At 48.3% G+C, this 16,591-nt stretch carries 22 protein-coding genes; 17 read left to right on the top strand and 5 right to left on the bottom strand.

The genetic code is table 11. The features are described 5' to 3' along the window. Positions 1–24: 24 nt before the first annotated feature. Positions 25–381 (bottom strand): hypothetical protein, encoded by a 357-nt coding sequence (locus C7B82_RS07305; RefSeq protein ID WP_106255648.1) that lies wholly within the window; start codon positions 379–381, stop codon positions 25–27. Between the two features lie 230 nt (positions 382–611). Then, positions 612–1,019, bottom strand: a complete 408-nt coding sequence (locus C7B82_RS33655) for a CsbD family protein (RefSeq protein ID WP_181357384.1) — start codon at positions 1,017–1,019, stop codon at positions 612–614. A gap of 456 nt (positions 1,020–1,475) precedes the next feature. Between C7B82_RS33655 and C7B82_RS07295 the strand changes: the two genes are divergently transcribed. From C7B82_RS07295 to C7B82_RS07280, 4 genes are all read left to right on the top strand, one after another. Next, a complete protein-coding gene (locus C7B82_RS07295) occupies positions 1,476–1,697 on the top strand; it encodes a YgaP family membrane protein (protein ID WP_106255647.1) in 222 nt (73 codons plus the stop codon). 102 nt (positions 1,698–1,799) lie between these two features. Beyond that, a complete protein-coding gene (petC, locus tag C7B82_RS07290; protein ID WP_181357383.1) occupies positions 1,800–2,357 on the top strand; it encodes a cytochrome b6-f complex iron-sulfur subunit in 558 nt (185 codons plus the stop codon). A gap of 82 nt (positions 2,358–2,439) precedes the next feature. Continuing rightward, positions 2,440–2,841, top strand: coding sequence for a NifB/NifX family molybdenum-iron cluster-binding protein (locus C7B82_RS07285; protein WP_106255646.1), 402 nt, complete (start codon positions 2,440–2,442; stop codon positions 2,839–2,841). A 61-nt stretch (positions 2,842–2,902) separates the two neighbouring features. Further along, positions 2,903–3,355 (top strand): rhodanese-like domain-containing protein, encoded by a 453-nt coding sequence (locus C7B82_RS07280; protein ID WP_245939776.1) that lies wholly within the window; start codon positions 2,903–2,905, stop codon positions 3,353–3,355. Between the two features lie 134 nt (positions 3,356–3,489). Here the strand turns inward: C7B82_RS07280 and C7B82_RS07275 are convergent, their stop codons facing one another. Next, positions 3,490–3,825: a rhodanese-like domain-containing protein gene (locus C7B82_RS07275; protein WP_245939775.1), complete on the bottom strand. Its 336-nt coding sequence runs from the start codon at positions 3,823–3,825 to the stop codon at positions 3,490–3,492. Between the two features lie 94 nt (positions 3,826–3,919). On the opposite strand from C7B82_RS07275, the gene C7B82_RS07270 reads away from it, so the two are divergent. The 11 genes from C7B82_RS07270 (at position 3,920) to C7B82_RS07215 (ending at position 15,309) form a co-directional block, all read left to right on the top strand. Next, entirely contained in the window at positions 3,920–4,309 is a 390-nt protein-coding gene (locus tag C7B82_RS07270) for an ArsR/SmtB family transcription factor (protein ID WP_106255644.1), read from the top strand. A 583-nt stretch (positions 4,310–4,892) separates the two neighbouring features. Further along, positions 4,893–5,111, top strand: a complete 219-nt coding sequence (locus tag C7B82_RS07260; protein WP_106255642.1) for a YgaP family membrane protein — start codon at positions 4,893–4,895, stop codon at positions 5,109–5,111. Between the two features lie 99 nt (positions 5,112–5,210). Then, positions 5,211–6,515 (top strand): NAD(P)/FAD-dependent oxidoreductase, encoded by a 1,305-nt coding sequence (locus tag C7B82_RS07255; RefSeq protein WP_106255641.1) that lies wholly within the window; start codon positions 5,211–5,213, stop codon positions 6,513–6,515. 55 nt (positions 6,516–6,570) lie between these two features. Continuing rightward, complete coding sequence (locus C7B82_RS07250) at positions 6,571–6,864, top strand: ArsR/SmtB family transcription factor (RefSeq protein ID WP_106255640.1); 294 nt, start codon at positions 6,571–6,573, stop codon at positions 6,862–6,864. 50 nt (positions 6,865–6,914) lie between these two features. Next, complete coding sequence (locus C7B82_RS07245; protein WP_106255639.1) at positions 6,915–7,319, top strand: SCP-2 sterol transfer family protein; 405 nt, start codon at positions 6,915–6,917, stop codon at positions 7,317–7,319. A 4-nt stretch (positions 7,320–7,323) separates the two neighbouring features. Next, positions 7,324–7,665: a rhodanese-like domain-containing protein gene (locus C7B82_RS07240; RefSeq protein ID WP_106255638.1), complete on the top strand. Its 342-nt coding sequence runs from the start codon at positions 7,324–7,326 to the stop codon at positions 7,663–7,665. A gap of 12 nt (positions 7,666–7,677) precedes the next feature. Continuing rightward, complete coding sequence (locus tag C7B82_RS07235; RefSeq protein WP_106255637.1) at positions 7,678–9,012, top strand: efflux RND transporter periplasmic adaptor subunit; 1,335 nt, start codon at positions 7,678–7,680, stop codon at positions 9,010–9,012. A gap of 19 nt (positions 9,013–9,031) precedes the next feature. Further along, positions 9,032–9,547: a hypothetical protein gene (locus C7B82_RS07230; RefSeq protein ID WP_106255636.1), complete on the top strand. Its 516-nt coding sequence runs from the start codon at positions 9,032–9,034 to the stop codon at positions 9,545–9,547. 2 nt (positions 9,548–9,549) lie between these two features. Next, complete coding sequence (locus tag C7B82_RS07225; RefSeq protein WP_106255635.1) at positions 9,550–12,885, top strand: efflux RND transporter permease subunit; 3,336 nt, start codon at positions 9,550–9,552, stop codon at positions 12,883–12,885. A 59-nt stretch (positions 12,886–12,944) separates the two neighbouring features. After that, entirely contained in the window at positions 12,945–14,567 is a 1,623-nt protein-coding gene (locus C7B82_RS07220; RefSeq protein ID WP_181357382.1) for a pentapeptide repeat-containing protein, read from the top strand. Between the two features lie 64 nt (positions 14,568–14,631). Next, complete coding sequence (locus tag C7B82_RS07215; protein ID WP_106255633.1) at positions 14,632–15,309, top strand: DsbA family oxidoreductase; 678 nt, start codon at positions 14,632–14,634, stop codon at positions 15,307–15,309. A 60-nt stretch (positions 15,310–15,369) separates the two neighbouring features. On the opposite strand, the gene C7B82_RS07210 is transcribed toward C7B82_RS07215, so the two are convergent. Then, positions 15,370–15,633, bottom strand: coding sequence for a hypothetical protein (locus tag C7B82_RS07210; RefSeq protein WP_106255632.1), 264 nt, complete (start codon positions 15,631–15,633; stop codon positions 15,370–15,372). Here C7B82_RS07210 and C7B82_RS07205 point away from each other — a divergent pair. Further along, positions 15,632–15,847: a hypothetical protein gene (locus tag C7B82_RS07205; RefSeq protein ID WP_106255631.1), complete on the top strand. Its 216-nt coding sequence runs from the start codon at positions 15,632–15,634 to the stop codon at positions 15,845–15,847. The genes C7B82_RS07210 and C7B82_RS07205 overlap by 2 nt on opposite strands. Continuing rightward, the gene (locus C7B82_RS07200; protein ID WP_106255630.1) at positions 15,844–16,191 is read left to right on the top strand and encodes a type II toxin-antitoxin system PemK/MazF family toxin; all 348 of its coding nucleotides are present in this window, start codon (positions 15,844–15,846) and stop codon (positions 16,189–16,191) included. The genes C7B82_RS07205 and C7B82_RS07200 overlap by 4 nt, the downstream gene beginning before the upstream one ends. 29 nt (positions 16,192–16,220) lie before the next feature. On the opposite strand, the gene C7B82_RS07195 is transcribed toward C7B82_RS07200, so the two are convergent. Beyond that, the gene (locus C7B82_RS07195; protein ID WP_106255629.1) at positions 16,221–16,424 is read right to left on the bottom strand and encodes a hypothetical protein; all 204 of its coding nucleotides are present in this window, start codon (positions 16,422–16,424) and stop codon (positions 16,221–16,223) included. Positions 16,425–16,591 lie beyond the last annotated feature (167 nt).

Here is a 16,591-nt window from a genome sequence, read left to right as displayed (position 1 = left end):
TCCTGGTTGGATTTCTTGCGTGCGCTAAATCAAGCCTGGTCCTTTATGCCGCCAATCGTGTTCTGTTGTCAGCTTACCGTCCTCATCCTCAGATAACTCCTGCATCTCATGGGCATGTTCTGCTGCTTCCTGGGCTGCTTGCTCTCGCATATCTCCGGGAACATCAACGTACATTTCTGGCTCGATCGCGTAGTTATTGAGCAACCCCTCTTGATCGACCGTGTAACCTTCTGTGGCGTGGCTCGATTCGCCATCCGGTTCCTCATGAGAGGTGTGTCCAAAGTACTTGCCTTCCCGATGCTGCCGTGCGATAGATTCAGCAGGGGTGATGTGCGCGTCATATTGAGGGACAGAAGCTTGGGAATCATTTTCGTTATTCATCATCGTCTTCCTTTATGAATTTTCTTCAATATTCTTATCAGTTGCCTTAACCTCATATTTACGAGTGCCTAATGCACTCCTGATTGAATATGAGGACTGCTTGCCTGAACACAAAATCAACGTAGAATGCGATAGGCGTTACTATATCTAGCTAGAATTCAGCCCATTACGCTGCTGTTTGCCTTTAAAACACTCTACGCTTTTTCGCTGATGCTCTTTATCCATCCTCCTTATTGGAAGGCATCACGAACCTCATCTTCTATGGCTTTTCTTGCATCACGGCTTTGTTCTTCTGCTTGCTTGCTTGTTCCCCCAGGCTGGTAGTTGGGGTTCTCAATGCTTCTATTGGTTCCCTTTCGGGTCTTAGCTTCAAGCTGCTTGGCTTTTCCAGTAGCCTGGGTTTTCAGATCACCTGTCATGCTGCCAATCTCTTCTTGAGCTTTGCCTTCAATATTCTTAGTCATCGCTTTAGCTTGATTCATGGTTGCGATTGGAACAGGCAGTTGTCTAATGCCTGGTGAGGATAAAGTGACAGCCCAACTTTCTCCAGATGCAAAGCCAAAGGTTGAAGCAGTTGAAATAAATACTGCTAATCCTATGATCAGTAAAATCTTGCGAACTTGGCGAAGTAAAATCATGTGAACCTCCAGAAATTTTCTTACGTCTAATCAATAGTTGAGTTCTTACTACCTAGTCAATCTGTCAAAAGGAGGACGGCTTGATTTGAATTAACGGCTCTGCTATCCGCTTCTACCTTGACAGGCTGATGGGTTATTCCCCGATTGATTTGATTGACTTCGATACAAATCGCAAGAAAAACAAGTTATTAATAAAACGCTAGTTAAAGTTTCAAGTCAATCCTCTAGCGACTCGCTAGAGGATCGCCCATCTTGTTCTGATAATGGTTATCTTGCAAGTGTTGGCTTGCCTGTGCGGAGTACGTATCATCCACTAAAAATTACTTTACTATTCTATAACCAATTAGTTATAATATGAAGGTAAAGTTACAAAAAAATTGCAATCACCTTGAGAGTCGCTTCATGCAGCTATGCAGCAAGGTTTTTGTAATCCGCTCAATATTGGAGATTTCAGCCATGAAAACGAATGTTGGTTCACTCGATCGCCTGATCCGCCTATTTTTGGCTTCTGCCTTGTTCTATCTGGGGTTGTTTTCCTACAGCGGCTCTGCGTTAGGTATTGGGCTAGTCGTTGCTGGTGGTGTCCTGCTGGTGACAGCCCTGGTAGGCTTTTGCGGTCTTTATCGCCTCTTGGGAATTCATACCAATCAGCCAACGAGCAATTTTAGAAAAACTTAAGCGCGACTAGCTAGAAACGATGACAGGTGAGCGATCGCCTGCTTGAAACAAAGCTAAGTACTTTGCAAACTGAATACACCTTCTAAATCCAGGAGTTCTATCATGGACGCTAATCTTCCGATTGAAAGTCCATATCTTCCGATTGAAAGTCCATCCATATCGCGGCGGCAGCTTCTCAACTTCATTACCGGAGCAGTTCTTGCTGTTCCCACTGGTGCCGCGCTCTATGTTGTCGGCAAATTCTTCATTCCTCCCGCAGAAAAAACGGGAGCGGGGGGAGCCATTATTGCCAAAGATATTCTGGGAAACCCAATCCCAGCCACCCAGATCCTGGCAGAAGCACCGGGAAGCCGTGCCCTGGTTGCAGGTGTGAGCGGTGAACCCACCTATTTGATTGTCAAAGAAGATAATACCCTGGACAGCATTGGGATTCTGGATAACTGTACCCACCTAGGCTGCTCCTTCCCCTGGAATCCGATGGATCAACAGTTTCAATGTCCCTGTCACGGTTCCCGCTATGCGCCAGATGGGACGGTGGTTCGCGGTCCAGCGCCCCTCCCACTCAAGATCTTCCACGTTGCTGTCGTCGATAACAACATTTTGATTTCACCGTGGACAGAGACTGATCCCCGCACTGGGGAAACCCCCTGGTGGGTCTGACCCACCAGATGCGTATTGCCAAACACCCGAAAAACTCCCTCAATTTCAATCAATTCCCTCAATCTTAATCAATAGGAATCCTATGAAGATCGCCGTGTCTAGCCAAAACCAGACCAATGTGACAGCCCACCTCGGACATTGTCAGAAATTCTGGATCTATGACGTGGATGACACCACCATCCAGACTAAACAACTGCTCCGAATCACCAAAGACCAGAGCTTCCACGAGAGTTCTCCGAAAGATTCTCATCCCCTAGACACCGTTCAGGTGCTGATTAGCGGTGGTATAGGACGGGGATTAGCCCGTCGTCTACAGTCCAAGGGCATTCAGCCACTGATTACCGCTGAAACTGACCTGGATGCAGCCGTTATGGCCTATCTGGACGATACGCTCGTCGTGATGACCCCAGAAGAACATCATCAACGCGAACATGGTGATGCCCCTGGGCACCGCCACGGGAAACCCGAACACAGCCCAGAGTAAACGCTGGCCCTGCCCTTTCATAGCTTGAACGGACAGGGTATGACGCAATTCCACTTCGTTTGTGGTGGTCGCTAGTTGTCCGTTCGACGGTGCGATCGCCCGCTCAAACCATCCCCCAATTTTCTGGTGCCCCATGACTCAGCCCTCCTCATCCAACTCAACTGTGGTGGACCTATCCCCCACAGACCTGTCCCAAACGGCCAATGCTCCCCTGCTCATTGATGTGCGCAGCGGACTGGAATACTTTACCGGACACGCCCCAGGAGCCCGCAATTTAAGCCTGCCTCGTCTCTTACTTGGCCTGGGGATATGGCGAGGATTTTTACCCCAGTGGTTTCGAGCACTGCCGCACGATCAGCCCGTGGCGGTGGTCTGCTTAACTGCCCACCGCAGCCCTATCGCGGCCAAGCAGCTGGTGAAATCTGGTTTCACAGCGGTTTATAACATCACTGGCGGCATGGTGGAATGGCGTCGCTTAGGGTTGAGAACAGAGACGAAAGCTCAAGCAAGTTGACCTAGGCAGACATAGACCCATGAGCCTAACGAGGCACAACGAGGCACAACAAGGCACAACAAGGCACAACAATCAGCTCCCAAACCCCGACGGGGGTTAGTGCCCCAGACACCATGACTTAGTTCTCTGTCAGCTTAATTGGACGAGATTGCCTGATAGGTTTTGAATCCACCACTCAAGTTATAGGCATTCAACCCATTCAGCCGCAATGCACGAGTGGCATAGTAACCTCGTTGCCCGACCTGGCAATAGACCCAAATTTTTTGCTCGGGGTTCAGTTCAGGCAGGCGATCGCGCAATTGAGCCAGGGGAATGTTGACTGCGCCTTCGATGTGCCCTGCTTCAAGCTCATCCACATTCCAAACATCTAACAGTAAACCATCCTTCAAATCTGCGAGTTGCTGCCAGTGAACCAGCAGTACATTAGAATACAGCTTTCTGAGTTTGGGACTAGGAATTCTGACGATCATTCGATGCTTTTTGTTAACTATACTACCATATAGCAATATATTTGATATAGTATAGAATGAATTAAGACCCTTCTAAAAGCAATTTTCTGTCCCTATGTCTTTACCTCCTTCCGCCCTGGCACAAGTGGCTGATTACTTCAAAGTGCTGTCCGAACTCAGCCGCTTGCAGGTGTTATGTTCTTTGAAGACAGGCTCGAAGAATGTCACCGAAATCATGGAAGCAACTGGATTGGGGCAAGCGAACGTCTCAAAGCACCTGAAGATTCTCGCGCAGGCAGGCATTGTCTCCCGCACGCCTCAAGGCGTCAGTGTGTATTACGAGATTGCGGAACCGTTCATCTTTGAGCTGTGTGAACTGGTGGGCGATCGCCTCTCAATTCGATTGGGAGAACAGTCCCAGCAACTCAAGCAACTGGAAGGATTACGGCAGGCTAAGCCAGTCGCGACAGACAACAGAAAGTTTAAAGTCAACGCGAGAAAGTAGAGGCTCTCCCATAAAAAATTCCCCACGGCCAAACAACTGCTCAAGTACTTCCCAACACTGGAGCCTGTCCGCCTGTGCCCTTAATCGCCTCTAATTCAGCCAGGGTTTATCGCTTACATCTCCAATCCAAGATCTTTTTGTCTTGATCGTATTCTTTGCTGTTTCTGCTGCTGCAAATCATCCTGCATCTGCTGCCAAGTAGTCTGAGAAATTCCCCGCCCATCAAGATACGCTTGCGTGGCTTGGTGAATCTGGTTTAGTTTTGTAACCCCAGCGCCAAGCTTCTCAGCGGGGTAGTGCGTCAATGTCTCGACCGACGCATTGCGACCAAATGGGAATTGACCGACGAAGTGAACGCTTGGCAGCAGCCACGGAATGAGCAAAAAGCAACGGTGAATTGGTGTTTCGCAACGACCGATGCGCGAGATAAATCAGGGCGATTATATCCTACTTTTGAACCCGGTAAAGTTGATTTGGTAGACCACTAGGGTCGTGTGTAAAAGTTTTGAAATATTTCAAATAACTAATCAATTATACTACTGAATAGTTATATAATGAGTTAATCAAATTCCTTGAGAACCTTATGCTAAAGCCGATGAACAGCCGCCAGCGATCCTGGACTCAGCATCAGTGGCTACGTTTGATTGCGGGCAGCATTATACTCGTGAGCTTAACGTTAGCGTTAAGCAATCCAGCCTGGTTATGGTTAACCGCCTTTGTGGGACTGAACCTGCTGCAATCGGCGTTTACCAACTGGTGTCCGTTGATTGTATTACTGCAAAGGCTGGGAGTAAGAGGGTGAAGCCGTAGGGTGAACACGAGTTGACCCATCAGTGCTTCAGCGTATCGAAGGGTTATTTCAAAACTCAACTTTAAAACTTAATCTTTAGGAGTCGCGATTATGGCTCGTGTTGTTGTGATTGGTGCTGGACTGGGAGGATTGCCTGCCGCCTACGAACTGAGGCATGTGTTACCGCGTGAACATCAGATCACGCTCATTTCAAATCAACCGAAGTTTACGTTTGTGCCGTCGTTGCCTTGGGTCGGTTTAGGGCTAAAGTCCCTCGATCAAATCCAGTTGGATTTGGCTAAGATCGTGCCGCAGCATGGTATTGAGTTCATTCATGCTGCCGTCACGGCGATTGATCCGAAGTCTCGTCAGATGACGATGACCGATCGCACCTTGGACTATGACTATGCCGTGATCGCTACTGGACCAGAACTGGCGTTAGATGCAATCCCAGGCTTGGGACCGGAGGGAGGCTATACCCAATCGGTCTGTAATCCTCATCATGCCGTATTGGCGGGGGCAGCCTGGGAGAAATTCTTAGCCGATCCAGGACCGATTGTGGTCGGTGCGGCACCGGGAGCCAGTTGTTTTGGACCCGCCTATGAGTTTGCCTTTTTGATCCATCACCTTTTGAAGCGGAAGGGATTGCGATCGCAAGTTCCCATTACCTTCATTACCTCAGAACCCTACGCCGGACATCTGGGTATTGGTGGGATGGCTAACTCCCGCTGGCTGATGCGGAAATTCATGGCAGCGCGGGAAATTGAGCTGATGGAAAATACAGCGATTTCACATTTTGAAGCGGATGCGGTGCATCTGGCGGATGGACGGAAGATTCCATCAAAGTACACAATGGTCTTGCCGCCCTTTCGGGGCCCCCGCTTCTTGCGCGAAGCCCTAGGATTAACCGATACCAAGGGGTTTGTACCCGTCTTGCCGACCTATCGTCATCCTGATTTTGAGTCGATTTACGCCGTGGGGGTGATCACCCAACTTAAAGCCGCAGAGCAAACCTCGATTCCTACGGGTGCGCCCAAGGTGGGGCTGATGAGCGAAGAAATGGCGCTGGCGGTTGCCCATAATATTGCCCTGGAGTTAGGAGTTACGTCTGGTGATCAGCTCAGGCCAACGCTACAGGCAGTTTGCTTCGCGGATTTTGGGGATACCGGAGCGCTCTTTTTAGCTGATCCACTCCTACCGGATGAGGCAGGACATCGCCACCGTGCTCTCACCTATCACGGCATCTGGGTGGCTTGGATGAAGGCAGGGTTTGAGCGTTATTTCCTCACAAAAATGCGCCTGGGTTGGACGATTCCTTGGTTTGAGCGTTGGGCTTTTCGGGCGATCGGGCTGCCACTGGTGGAACCTTTACCCTTACCAGTAGAACAGAATCGCCCTTTGACTCCGACCGTTTGAGGTGATGGGATGGCTTCCCCTTCCCCACTCTCATCACTTCGATGGAGCCTGATTTATGGAAATGATTTTGAGTCCTGATGAACTAGAAGGACTCGCAAGCCGCTTCAAGATCCTCGCAGAACCCGCTCGATTGCAAATTCTAGCGGCACTCTGCCATCAGGAACGCAGCGTGCAAGATATTTGTGATCGCACAGGCTTACAGCAGGGCAATGTCTCCAAGCACTTACGACTGATGAAAGATGCTGGAGTCGTAGCCTGTCGTCGGGCAGGGATTTGGCGCTATTACCGGGTGATTGATACCGAATTATTAGCACTCTGTACTCATCGACAAGTTACCCGCCATAAGTAAGGTTCAATTTCATTGACCAACTCTATAAAAAGCGACCTGGAGAGAATGCAATGGCAGACTTATTTTCACCCGAATGGATGCGCGCATTTGGTGACCGGTGGAACGCAGAACCCGACTTGGCAGAGGCTCTTGCCAAGATTCATTTTAATTCAGTCATTGGTTACGGTCTTGAGAACGATCCAACCCCGCTCGGCGTACTCACCGTTGAAGCAGGACGGGTGATTTCTGCGGGGGCATATGACGGACAGAAGCTGAACTGGGATTTACGAGCCGATCGCGACCACTGGCAGCGGTGGAAGACAAAAGGACTGAACATGATGGGCTTAAGCATGGCGTATATGAGCCGGAAGTTGCAATTTCGGGTCGGAGACTACACCGCCATGATTAAAGATCCGCGCATGGCAGGACCATTTATTAAATCATTTTCGGTCATGAGCAGAGTTGGAGAAGGATAACAAGATGAAAATGAAAGCACAGAAGAAACAAGCGATGAATCCAGTTTTGCTGACTCCTGCTCAACTAAAGTCACAGGCACATCAACTGCTGATCATTGATGTGCGAGGGTGGCTGGAATACTGGATGGGGCATATTCCAACCGCGCAACGGTTCAGCCGCAACCGAATTTTGAAAGACATTCCCAAAGAGCAGGCGATCGCCATCACTTGTCTATCGGGTCATCGCAGTGAGATCGCAGCGCAATGGTTAGTGACTCAAGGTTACCGTCAAGTCTACAACCTGCAAGGTGGACTACTGGCATGGCAAGGTGCAGGCTATCCCGTGCAACGCGGTAATCGCCCTTAAAGGAGAACAGCAATGACTCATACCACCTCAGATGAACCGCTGAATGAATCGCTTGATGAAACCATAGATGGATCAGTGCAGCCCAAACGGTCTCCTCCACCAGGGCTTTCTCAAAAGGGGTGGGGACTGTTGCTGGGCGGTGCCTTGCTACTGGCAGGGGGAACCTGGGGTATTTTGCAACTCACCCGTTCGACCCACTCGCCAGAAGCTATATCAGCGCCTGCGATCGCCGTTGAAACCCTGAGCATTCGGGTTCAAGCGCTTGCCAATACACTGGAACTCTCTGGTACGATCCGTCCAGTTGACCAGGCAACCCTGTCAACTCGGGTCAGCGGACGCATCATTTACTTTCCCCTGGAGGCGGGCGATCGCTTTCGTCAAGGAGATATCCTTGCCCGCATTGATGTGCAGGACATCGCGGCTCAGACTAATCAGGCTCAAGCGGGCGTTGCCCAAGCGCAAGCCGAATTGGCGCGCTCCCAGGCATCTTTAAGCCAATTAAGATCTCAGAAGTTGTCCGCTCAGGCAGCACTCCGACAGGCACAAATTAACCAAACTCGGTCTGCTCAACTGAGAGCAGCGGGAGCCGTCTCGCAAGCAAACCTGGATGAGACCAATACGGCGCTGGATCAAGCTAGAGCACAAGTCGCCCAGGCAGAAGCAGGTATCCAGCAGTCCCAGGCGGCGATCGCTCAGTCCCAGGCGGCGATCAATCAAGCAAAATCGGGGGTCACAGCCGCTTCAATGAATGAGAGCTACGGCACTGTGATCGCTCCCTTTGATGGCATCGTGACTGAAAAGCTGGCATCTTTGGGTGAGACGACGAATCCCTACTCCATGAACGGTACGGCCTTGCTGAAGATTGAAAATCCCGATCGGCTCCAGCTAGAGATCTCTGTGCCAGAAGCGAACTTACGCTTCGTGCGGGTGGGTCAATCGGTTCAGGTACGGGTGGAGTCCGCCAGTCAAACCTTAAAAGCCACGATTCAGCAGATTGTTCCAGCCGCAGACGCTAACTCTCGGAGTTTTCTGGTCAAGATTCCCATAAATAATTCTGGTCGCTTGATCTCTGGCATGTTTGGACGGATTGCCTTACCAGTCAATGGAAAACAAGACACGATTCTCATTCCCTCGACCGCGCTAATTCAGCGGGGGCAATTACAGGGAGTGTATGTTGTGAACACAAATACATCGAATCAATCGACTGCTGTTTTGCGTTGGGTCAAAACAGGGCAACAACGTGATGGAAAAGTCGAGATTGTTTCAGGCTTGACGACAGGCGATCGCATCATTACGAATCACATCGAGCAACTGAGCGACGGACAGCCCATTACAACACAGCCTTAAATTCTTCAGGAGGTTTCCAATGCAACGCAGAATTTTAGTATGGCTTTCCATTCTGGCTTTAGTTGTGGTTTTAGCAATTCCCCAAGTTGTGAATGGTCAGATGGGAAGATCTCCAGGAATGATGGGCAATCCGGGCATGGGAGGGGGTGGCGATGCCCAAACAATTCATCAACTCTTTGCTTACCACAATCAAATTCATCGCACTGTAGAAGAAATTTCTGGTGGTATTCGTGCTGTGACTGAATCAGATAGCCCTCAAGTTGTGGCTTTGATTCAAGCCCATGCCTCTAAAATGTACGATCGCGTCAATAAAAATCAACCCATTCCCATGATTGGGATGAGTTCTACGTTGCCGACCCTGTCCCAGTCGGCAAATAAATATCAGCGGCGAATTCAGCTTACCGCTAAAGGCATTGCAGTCACAGAAACATCTGACAATCCTGAGCTGGTCGCCGTCATTCGAGAACACGCGCGGGAAGTGGCCCAGTTTGCAGAGCAAGGAATGCCTGCCATGATGAACGGGAGGATGAGGTAGACATGAACAATGGCGCACATACTGACCGAGATCCTGCAAAACCTCACAGACTAGGTTTCGTCGGCAATCTAGCCAAGAAATTCATCGATTCCAAGCTGACACCGCTGATCATTCTGGTGTCGCTGCTATTGGGGATTGGCGCGACCCTGATTTTGCCACGGGAAGAGGAACCGCAAATCACCGTACCGATGGCCGATGTGTTTGTGCAAATGCCGGGAGCGTCTGCAAAAGACGTGGAACAGCGTGTTACTGCGCCAATGGAGAAGCTGATCAAAGAGCTTCCAGGAGTGGAATACGTTTATTCCACCTCGCGTCCCGGTTCCTCCCTGGTGATTGTGCGTTTTCTCGTAGGACAAAACACAGAAACCTCTATTGTTCAGCTTTACAACAAGCTCTATGCTAACTTTGACAAGATTCCACCCGGTGTTTCTCAACCCCTGATTAAATCACGGTCAATTGATGATGTTCCGATTCTCACTTTGACCTTATGGGGTGAACACAGTACGGGAGCAGAATTACGGCAAATTGCAGCGCAATTAGATGAACAAATTAAGCAAGTACCAGATGTTTCAGAAACGACACTGATTGGTGGACAGAAACGGCAACTGCGAGTCGATCTTGATCCAACCCGACTCAATGCCTTTGGCATCACGCCTTTAGAAATTTCTAAAGCGCTTCAAGCTCAGAATACTGAACTGGCTAGCGGTGCCTTAAATCAAAACAATCAATCGTTTTTAGTCAGAACCCAAAGTTTTATCCGATCGGCGGAAGATGCGAAAGGACTTGTGGTTGCGGTTGCGAACAATCAACCTGTCTACTTGCGCGATGTGGCAACCGTTATAGATGGTTCAGAAGAACCTGCCAGTTATGTGTTTTTTGGGCAGGGAGAACAACGCGAAAATAATCAGCGCCAATCAGGAACGCCTGTTGGAGAAACCGAAGCGGTGACGATCGCGATCGCCAAACGCTCTGGAGCCAATGCGATTCAAGTCTCTCATCATGTGCTGCATAAGCTCGACCAAATTAAACGGAACTACATTCCTAACAACGTCAATCTGACGGTTACACGGGACTATGGTGAAACTGCCGCCGAACGTTCCAATGAACTGCTGTTTCACATGCTGATTGCAGTCGGTTCTGTGACCCTGCTGATGTGGTTTGTGATGGGTAGAAAAGAGGCAATGGTGGTGGCGGTGTCAATTCCCGTGACCTTAGCACTCACGCTTGCCAGCTTTGTCTTTTATCACTTCACGCTAAATCGCGTCACGTTCTTTGCGCTGATTTTTTCCATTGGGATTCTGGTAGATGACGCGATCGTCGTGGTCGAAAATGTCGGTCGTCATCTGCAATTGCCAGAAAATAAAACCCGCTTGCAACTCTCGACCAATCGGCGGCGCACCTTACAGCAGATTATCTTGGAAGCAGTGGATGAGGTAGGTAATCCGACCATTCTGGCAACCTTAGCGGTAATTGCGGCAATCCTGCCCATGGCGTTTGTCGGCGGCTTGATGGGCCCCTACATGCTGCCCATCCCGCTCGGTGCTTCTGCTGCCATGATCTTTTCGGCACTGGTCGCCTTTATTGTCGTTCCCTGGACAACGATGCGAGTCTTTAGTGGTGCCAGCCACGCTGCCCATGATCACGGCGAGGATGCCCTGAGCCGCCTGTATCGTCGGTTTATGCTTCCACTCGTGCATTATCCACGTCGAGGAACCACGTTTCTGGTCGCCACGGTGTTAGCCCTGATCTTCATTGTCGGTGGATTCGCAGGCTTTAAGCTGGTGATTCTCAAAATGCTGCCGTTTGACAACAAGAGCGAGTTGCAGGTCGTCGTCAATCTGCCAGAAGGTACGACCCTGGAGCAGACGGCTAGAGCCACCCGCGAGATGGGACAATATCTGGCGACGGTTCCCGAAGTCATTAACTATCAAAGTTACATCGGCACGTCTTCTCCTTACAATTTCAACGGCTTGGTGCGGCATTACTTTTTGCGATCGGGTACTAATGTTGCCGATATTCAGGTGAACTTTTTGCCCAGGGGCGATCGCCATCGTCAGAGCCATGAGATTGCCAAAGCGATTCGTCCCCAACTGAAGGAAATTGGCGATCGCTACAGTGCCCGGATTCAGGTTGCCGAAATCCCTCCTGGTCCTCCGGTGCTGCAAACCCTGGTGACTGAAGTGTATGGTCCCGATTATCAAGGACAGATTGACCTCGCGACCAAAATTCGCCAGTTATATCAGTCAACCGATGGTGTTGTTGATGTGGATTGGTATATGGAAGCGCCACAGACTGATTACCGATTGGTTATCGATCGCGAGAAAGCAGCGCTGAACGGCATCAGCCCGACTCAGATTTCACAAGTCTTGCAAATGGCACTCGCTGGACAAAATGTGGGACTGTTACATGACGAAAACGCGCGGGAAGATGTCGCCATTAATCTACGCTTCAGTCAGTCGAGCCGCACCAGCCTGGATGATTTGAAAGCCCTGAACCTCAAGGGCACCAATGGTAATTTAGTCCCTTTGAGCAGCCTGGTGAAGACAGACACAACAACAGCAGACACGAGCATTTACCACAAAAACCTACAGCCCGTTGTCTATGTCTTGGGTGATGTTTCTGGCAGAGTCGAAAGCTCAGTCTATGCCATGCTCAATCTGCAACCACAGATCAATCAACTCGTTCCAGCCACGGGAGCTACCATTCAAACCTATCTCACTGAACAACCCCCAACGACTGAAACCTACGCGATCAAGTGGGATGGCGAATGGCAGGTGACGTATGAAGTCTTCCGTGATTTGGGGATTGCCTTTGCGGTGGTACTGTTGCTGATTTATGTCCTGATGGTGGGTTGGTTTCAGTCCTTTGCCACGCCGTTAGTGATTATGGCAGCGATTCCCTTTTCGTTCATCGGCATTATGCCCGCTCACTGGCTGATGGGATCATTTTTTACAGCCACGTCCATGATCGGCTTTATCGCTGGAGCAGGCATTGTGGTGCGGAACTCCATCATCCTGGTGGATTTCATCGAGTTACGCCTGAAGGAAGGCATGCCCCTAGAAGAAGCGGTAATTGATGCCGGAGCGGTGCGCTTCCGTCCTATGCTCTTAACTGCGGCGGCTGTGGTGGTTGGTTCGGCCATTATCCTGGCTGACCCAATCTTCCAGGGGTTAGCGATCTCGCTGATGGCAGGTGAAGTGGCTTCGTTGTTGCTGTCGCGATCGGCGGTGCCCATTCTCTATTACAAACTCTGGCGTAACCGCAAAGGGAATCAGAAAAACTCTAAAGTTGAAGTAGAAGAATCTGTCGCCAAGATAACGAGTGATGGGATGATCTAATAATGCTCTTTGGATTTATTCGGAATCAAATTTCAGTCCTATATGGGAGAAGTATTGAGATGTTATTTTCAAAAATCGGACGAAGAAAATTAAGATGGCTTACAGCTTTATTTATCTCGGTTGCATTTATCATTTTAACTCTAACTAAAAATGATTTCCGGAACTGGACTTGGATCACAATCTTGAATGCAAATAGATCAGCAGATTTAACAAAAATAGAATTTTTGGGAAAATCAATTTGGGATTGGATGGAACTTTTAATAGTCCCTCTTCTACTAGCTAGCGGTGGTTTCGCAATCAAAAGATTCTTAGAGTTTCAAGCAAAGAGACATGAGAAATATTTAAACGTAAAGGAGGAGAAGCGTAAACAATTGATAGAGGAACAAGAGAAAGCAAGAAGAAGGCAAGAAGAGGAGATTGCACTGAATCGTTTACATCAAGAAGCACTTAAAGGATATATAGAGCAAATAGCAAGGTTGTTTTTAGATATGAATGGGCTGGAAGAAGATAAAGTTAAACAGCGGGCAATTATACGCGCTAGAACGTTGGTAGCGTTACAGGAACTTGATGGATTTCGCAAGGGCTTATTAATCAGGTTTTTAAAAGACTCTACTATTATCAATGAAATTGATTTAAGTTATTCAGATTTGAGTGGAGCAAATTTAGGATTAATTAATCTAAGTGGCATAAATTTAAGTGGGGCAAATCTTGATGGAGCAGATTTACGCCGTGCAGATCTTCGCCGGATAGACCTACATAATGCTAACCTTTGCAACGCTAATCTCAGCTTAGCTAACCTCCACTGTGCTAATTTACGTTACGCCAATTTATGCAACGCAGATCTTAGTGACTCAAATTTAGATGGGGCTGATCTTAGACTTGCAGACCTACGCCAAGCTGATCTTCGTGATGCTAACCTGAAAAATTCAGATCTTCGAGTAGCTGACCTCTCTGCTGGAGAGTTAGAGTCACTTAATTGCGCTGAAGCCCTTATTTTGTCATTTCTAGAGGGCTGCGATTCTTCTTTGTTTCTAGAATGTGTTGGTCTTGAAAAAGCTGATATTGATGATGCCTTTTATTCTACTAAGCTTTATAGAGAAAAACTTAGAGTGGCTGATTTTCGTGAAGCTAGAATCAATCATACAACTCTTGACGGAGAGCCTATTAGCGAAGCAATAGAGAGATATGTCAGAAAATCTTGGGGAAAGCTTGATCCATTAAAAACTCAAAATGAAGAGTACAAAGGAGCAAATCTTCATCGTGCCAATCTCGGCGGCGCATTGCTCCAATTAAGTAACTTTTCTGGGGCAGACATGAGTGATATAAACCTTAATCATGCTAATCTCAGTCACGCTAGCTTGTACGCTGTAAATCTAGCCAATGCTGATTTGAGTGATTCTATTATTCACTTCACAAAACTAGGTTCTGCTAATATTAGAAATGCTGATCTTAATAATGCTGATTTCAATGAGGCTAATCTTTCTAATGCCGATCTCAGTGGCTCCAGTTGGCATAACATTAATCTAACTGGAACCAACCTATTTAACACCATTTTTATTGAAACAAAAATTACTATTGATCAGCTAAAGAAGGCTAAAATTTGTAACACGAAACTTCCTTGTGAACTGACTATTGATTGTGATAGGGATTGCATGAAGCCTTGGCAGCTAGGTATTAAGTGAGGCAAAGATATAGGATTGTAAAAGGGTGAATAATTTCCTCGTATTAGCAACTACTGAAGTAACAATGCAACCTATTCATATCTCCTACTTTTCTGATGTTCTCTGCGTCTGGGCATATATTGCTCAAATTCGGCTAGATGAGTTGAAAACGACTTTTCAAGACAAGATTGCGATCGATTATCACTTCGTCTCAGTTTTTGGCAATGCCCATGAAAAGTTAGAGAAGAATTGGCGCGATAAGGGGAGCTTAAAGGGCTATAGCGATCACGTTCAGAACGTTGCCAAAAAGTTTGAACACATCACCGTTCATCCCGATATTTGGATGGGAGCCATTCCCTCCTCATCCATGTCCTGTCATTTGTTTCTCCATGCGATTCAATTGCTGGAAATCAAGGGAATTGTCGAACCACACGACAAGGTGTTTGAAAAGGCAACCTGGGCATTTCGAGAAGCATTTTTTACCAAACTGGCAAATGTGAGCGATCGCACCGTACAATTTGCCATTGCAGAGAAGCTAGGACTGCCAGTTTCCATGATTCAGAAGCAGATCGATCGCGGTGAGGCTTATGCCCAGCTCGCCAAAGATTTTGACCTGGTAAAGGAACATACGGTGTCTGTTAGCCCTACCCTGATTTTTAATGAGGGACGGCAACGGCTGAATGGCAACGTGGGTTACCGCGTGATCGAAGCGAATATCCAGGAGTTGCTGCACAATCCGCCCGGAGAGCAATCCTGGTGTTAGCGATTTCAGGTAATCATTTCCGACCAAGAGACCAGCGTTGGGTTTCACTGCCTCATCCGTTCAGTCATTTTGTTGCCCGACATTGTGCAAGTCGCGATGGATCACTTGCTCCACAATCATGGCGGCAAAGCGATCTGTCTGCTTGCGTTGCTGACCCAAAAAAGTAAAGGTCTCACTGAACGGCTTACCGCAAGGAGCACACTTAAATTGATGCCGATTCACCTTCAAGAAGACGGCGCGACCCATCAAGTTTAAGTCCACTGTTTGCTGCCTTCCCGCCGTGTTATCGTTATGGTATGTGCCAAAATCCGATATTGTTGTCATGGCTTCAAAGCACCTATTAGAGATCGAACGAGCGATCGCCACTTTATCTAGCAGGGAAAAGCTCTGGCTTCTGGAACGGATTGCCCGCCAGCTTAGAGAACCGGATGAAGTTGAATTATCAAATATGGCCAGCGATCTAGCAATACAGGCTGAGATTATCGCAATTGAGCAGGAGTTTGCCTTGACGGAGATGGATGGGTTGCAGAGCGCATGAGTATAGAGCGGTCTGAGCTTTACTTTGTTAATTTGAATCCAGTTCAAGGCAGAGAGCAAGCTGGACAAAGACCTGTACTTGTCCTCTCCATCAATGCGATTAATCGCTTACCCCTTGTCATCACGGTTGTAGTTGGTACGAAGGGCAGCAACATTCCGAAAGATTACTCCACAAATGTGCGGGTGCTGCCAGAAGATAGTGGTTTACCGCTTGAAACAGTCTTTTTAGGGTTTCAGGTGCGATCACTGGATGCAAAACGATTTCCTGACGCGCCAGCGGGTAAACTCTCAAACGAAAAAATGATTGAGGTTGAAAATGCCGTCAGGTACTGCTTGGGGTTGTAGCATTATGAACCACCCACGGGCTATACCCATCACCGCTCTTGAGGTGCCCAGGGACTAATGACAGATTCATCCTGTTTTTCTTTCTCTGACAGTTCCAGATTCAGGGTGAGGAGTTTCTCCAGGATAGCGTCGCTATCGCTGAAGCCGTAAGCTTGCATCACGAGGCGATCGTGCCATGAAAGAATTCTTCCTCCAACGCTAAGCTTCTTTTGGGGTTCATCACCGATCAGCATAAACGGTGGGCAACCCAGTAAAACTAGGCACTGTCAGAGGATCAAAGAATCTATTGCAAAAATCTGCGATCGCGGATTGCCTTTGCGCCTTCAGGTTTTTTCCTTTTGATTACGATTTGTACCGTAATCAATCAACTCAAGCAGCAAATCAAACGGTAGTCATTCAG

Source organism: Stenomitos frigidus ULC18 (assembly GCF_003003795.1).
GTDB classification, from domain to species: Bacteria; Cyanobacteriota; Cyanobacteriia; order Leptolyngbyales; family Leptolyngbyaceae; genus Stenomitos; species Stenomitos frigidus_A.
The sequence above is the reverse complement of the archived record's forward strand: the minus strand, read 5'-3'. Positions and strand labels throughout refer to the sequence as shown.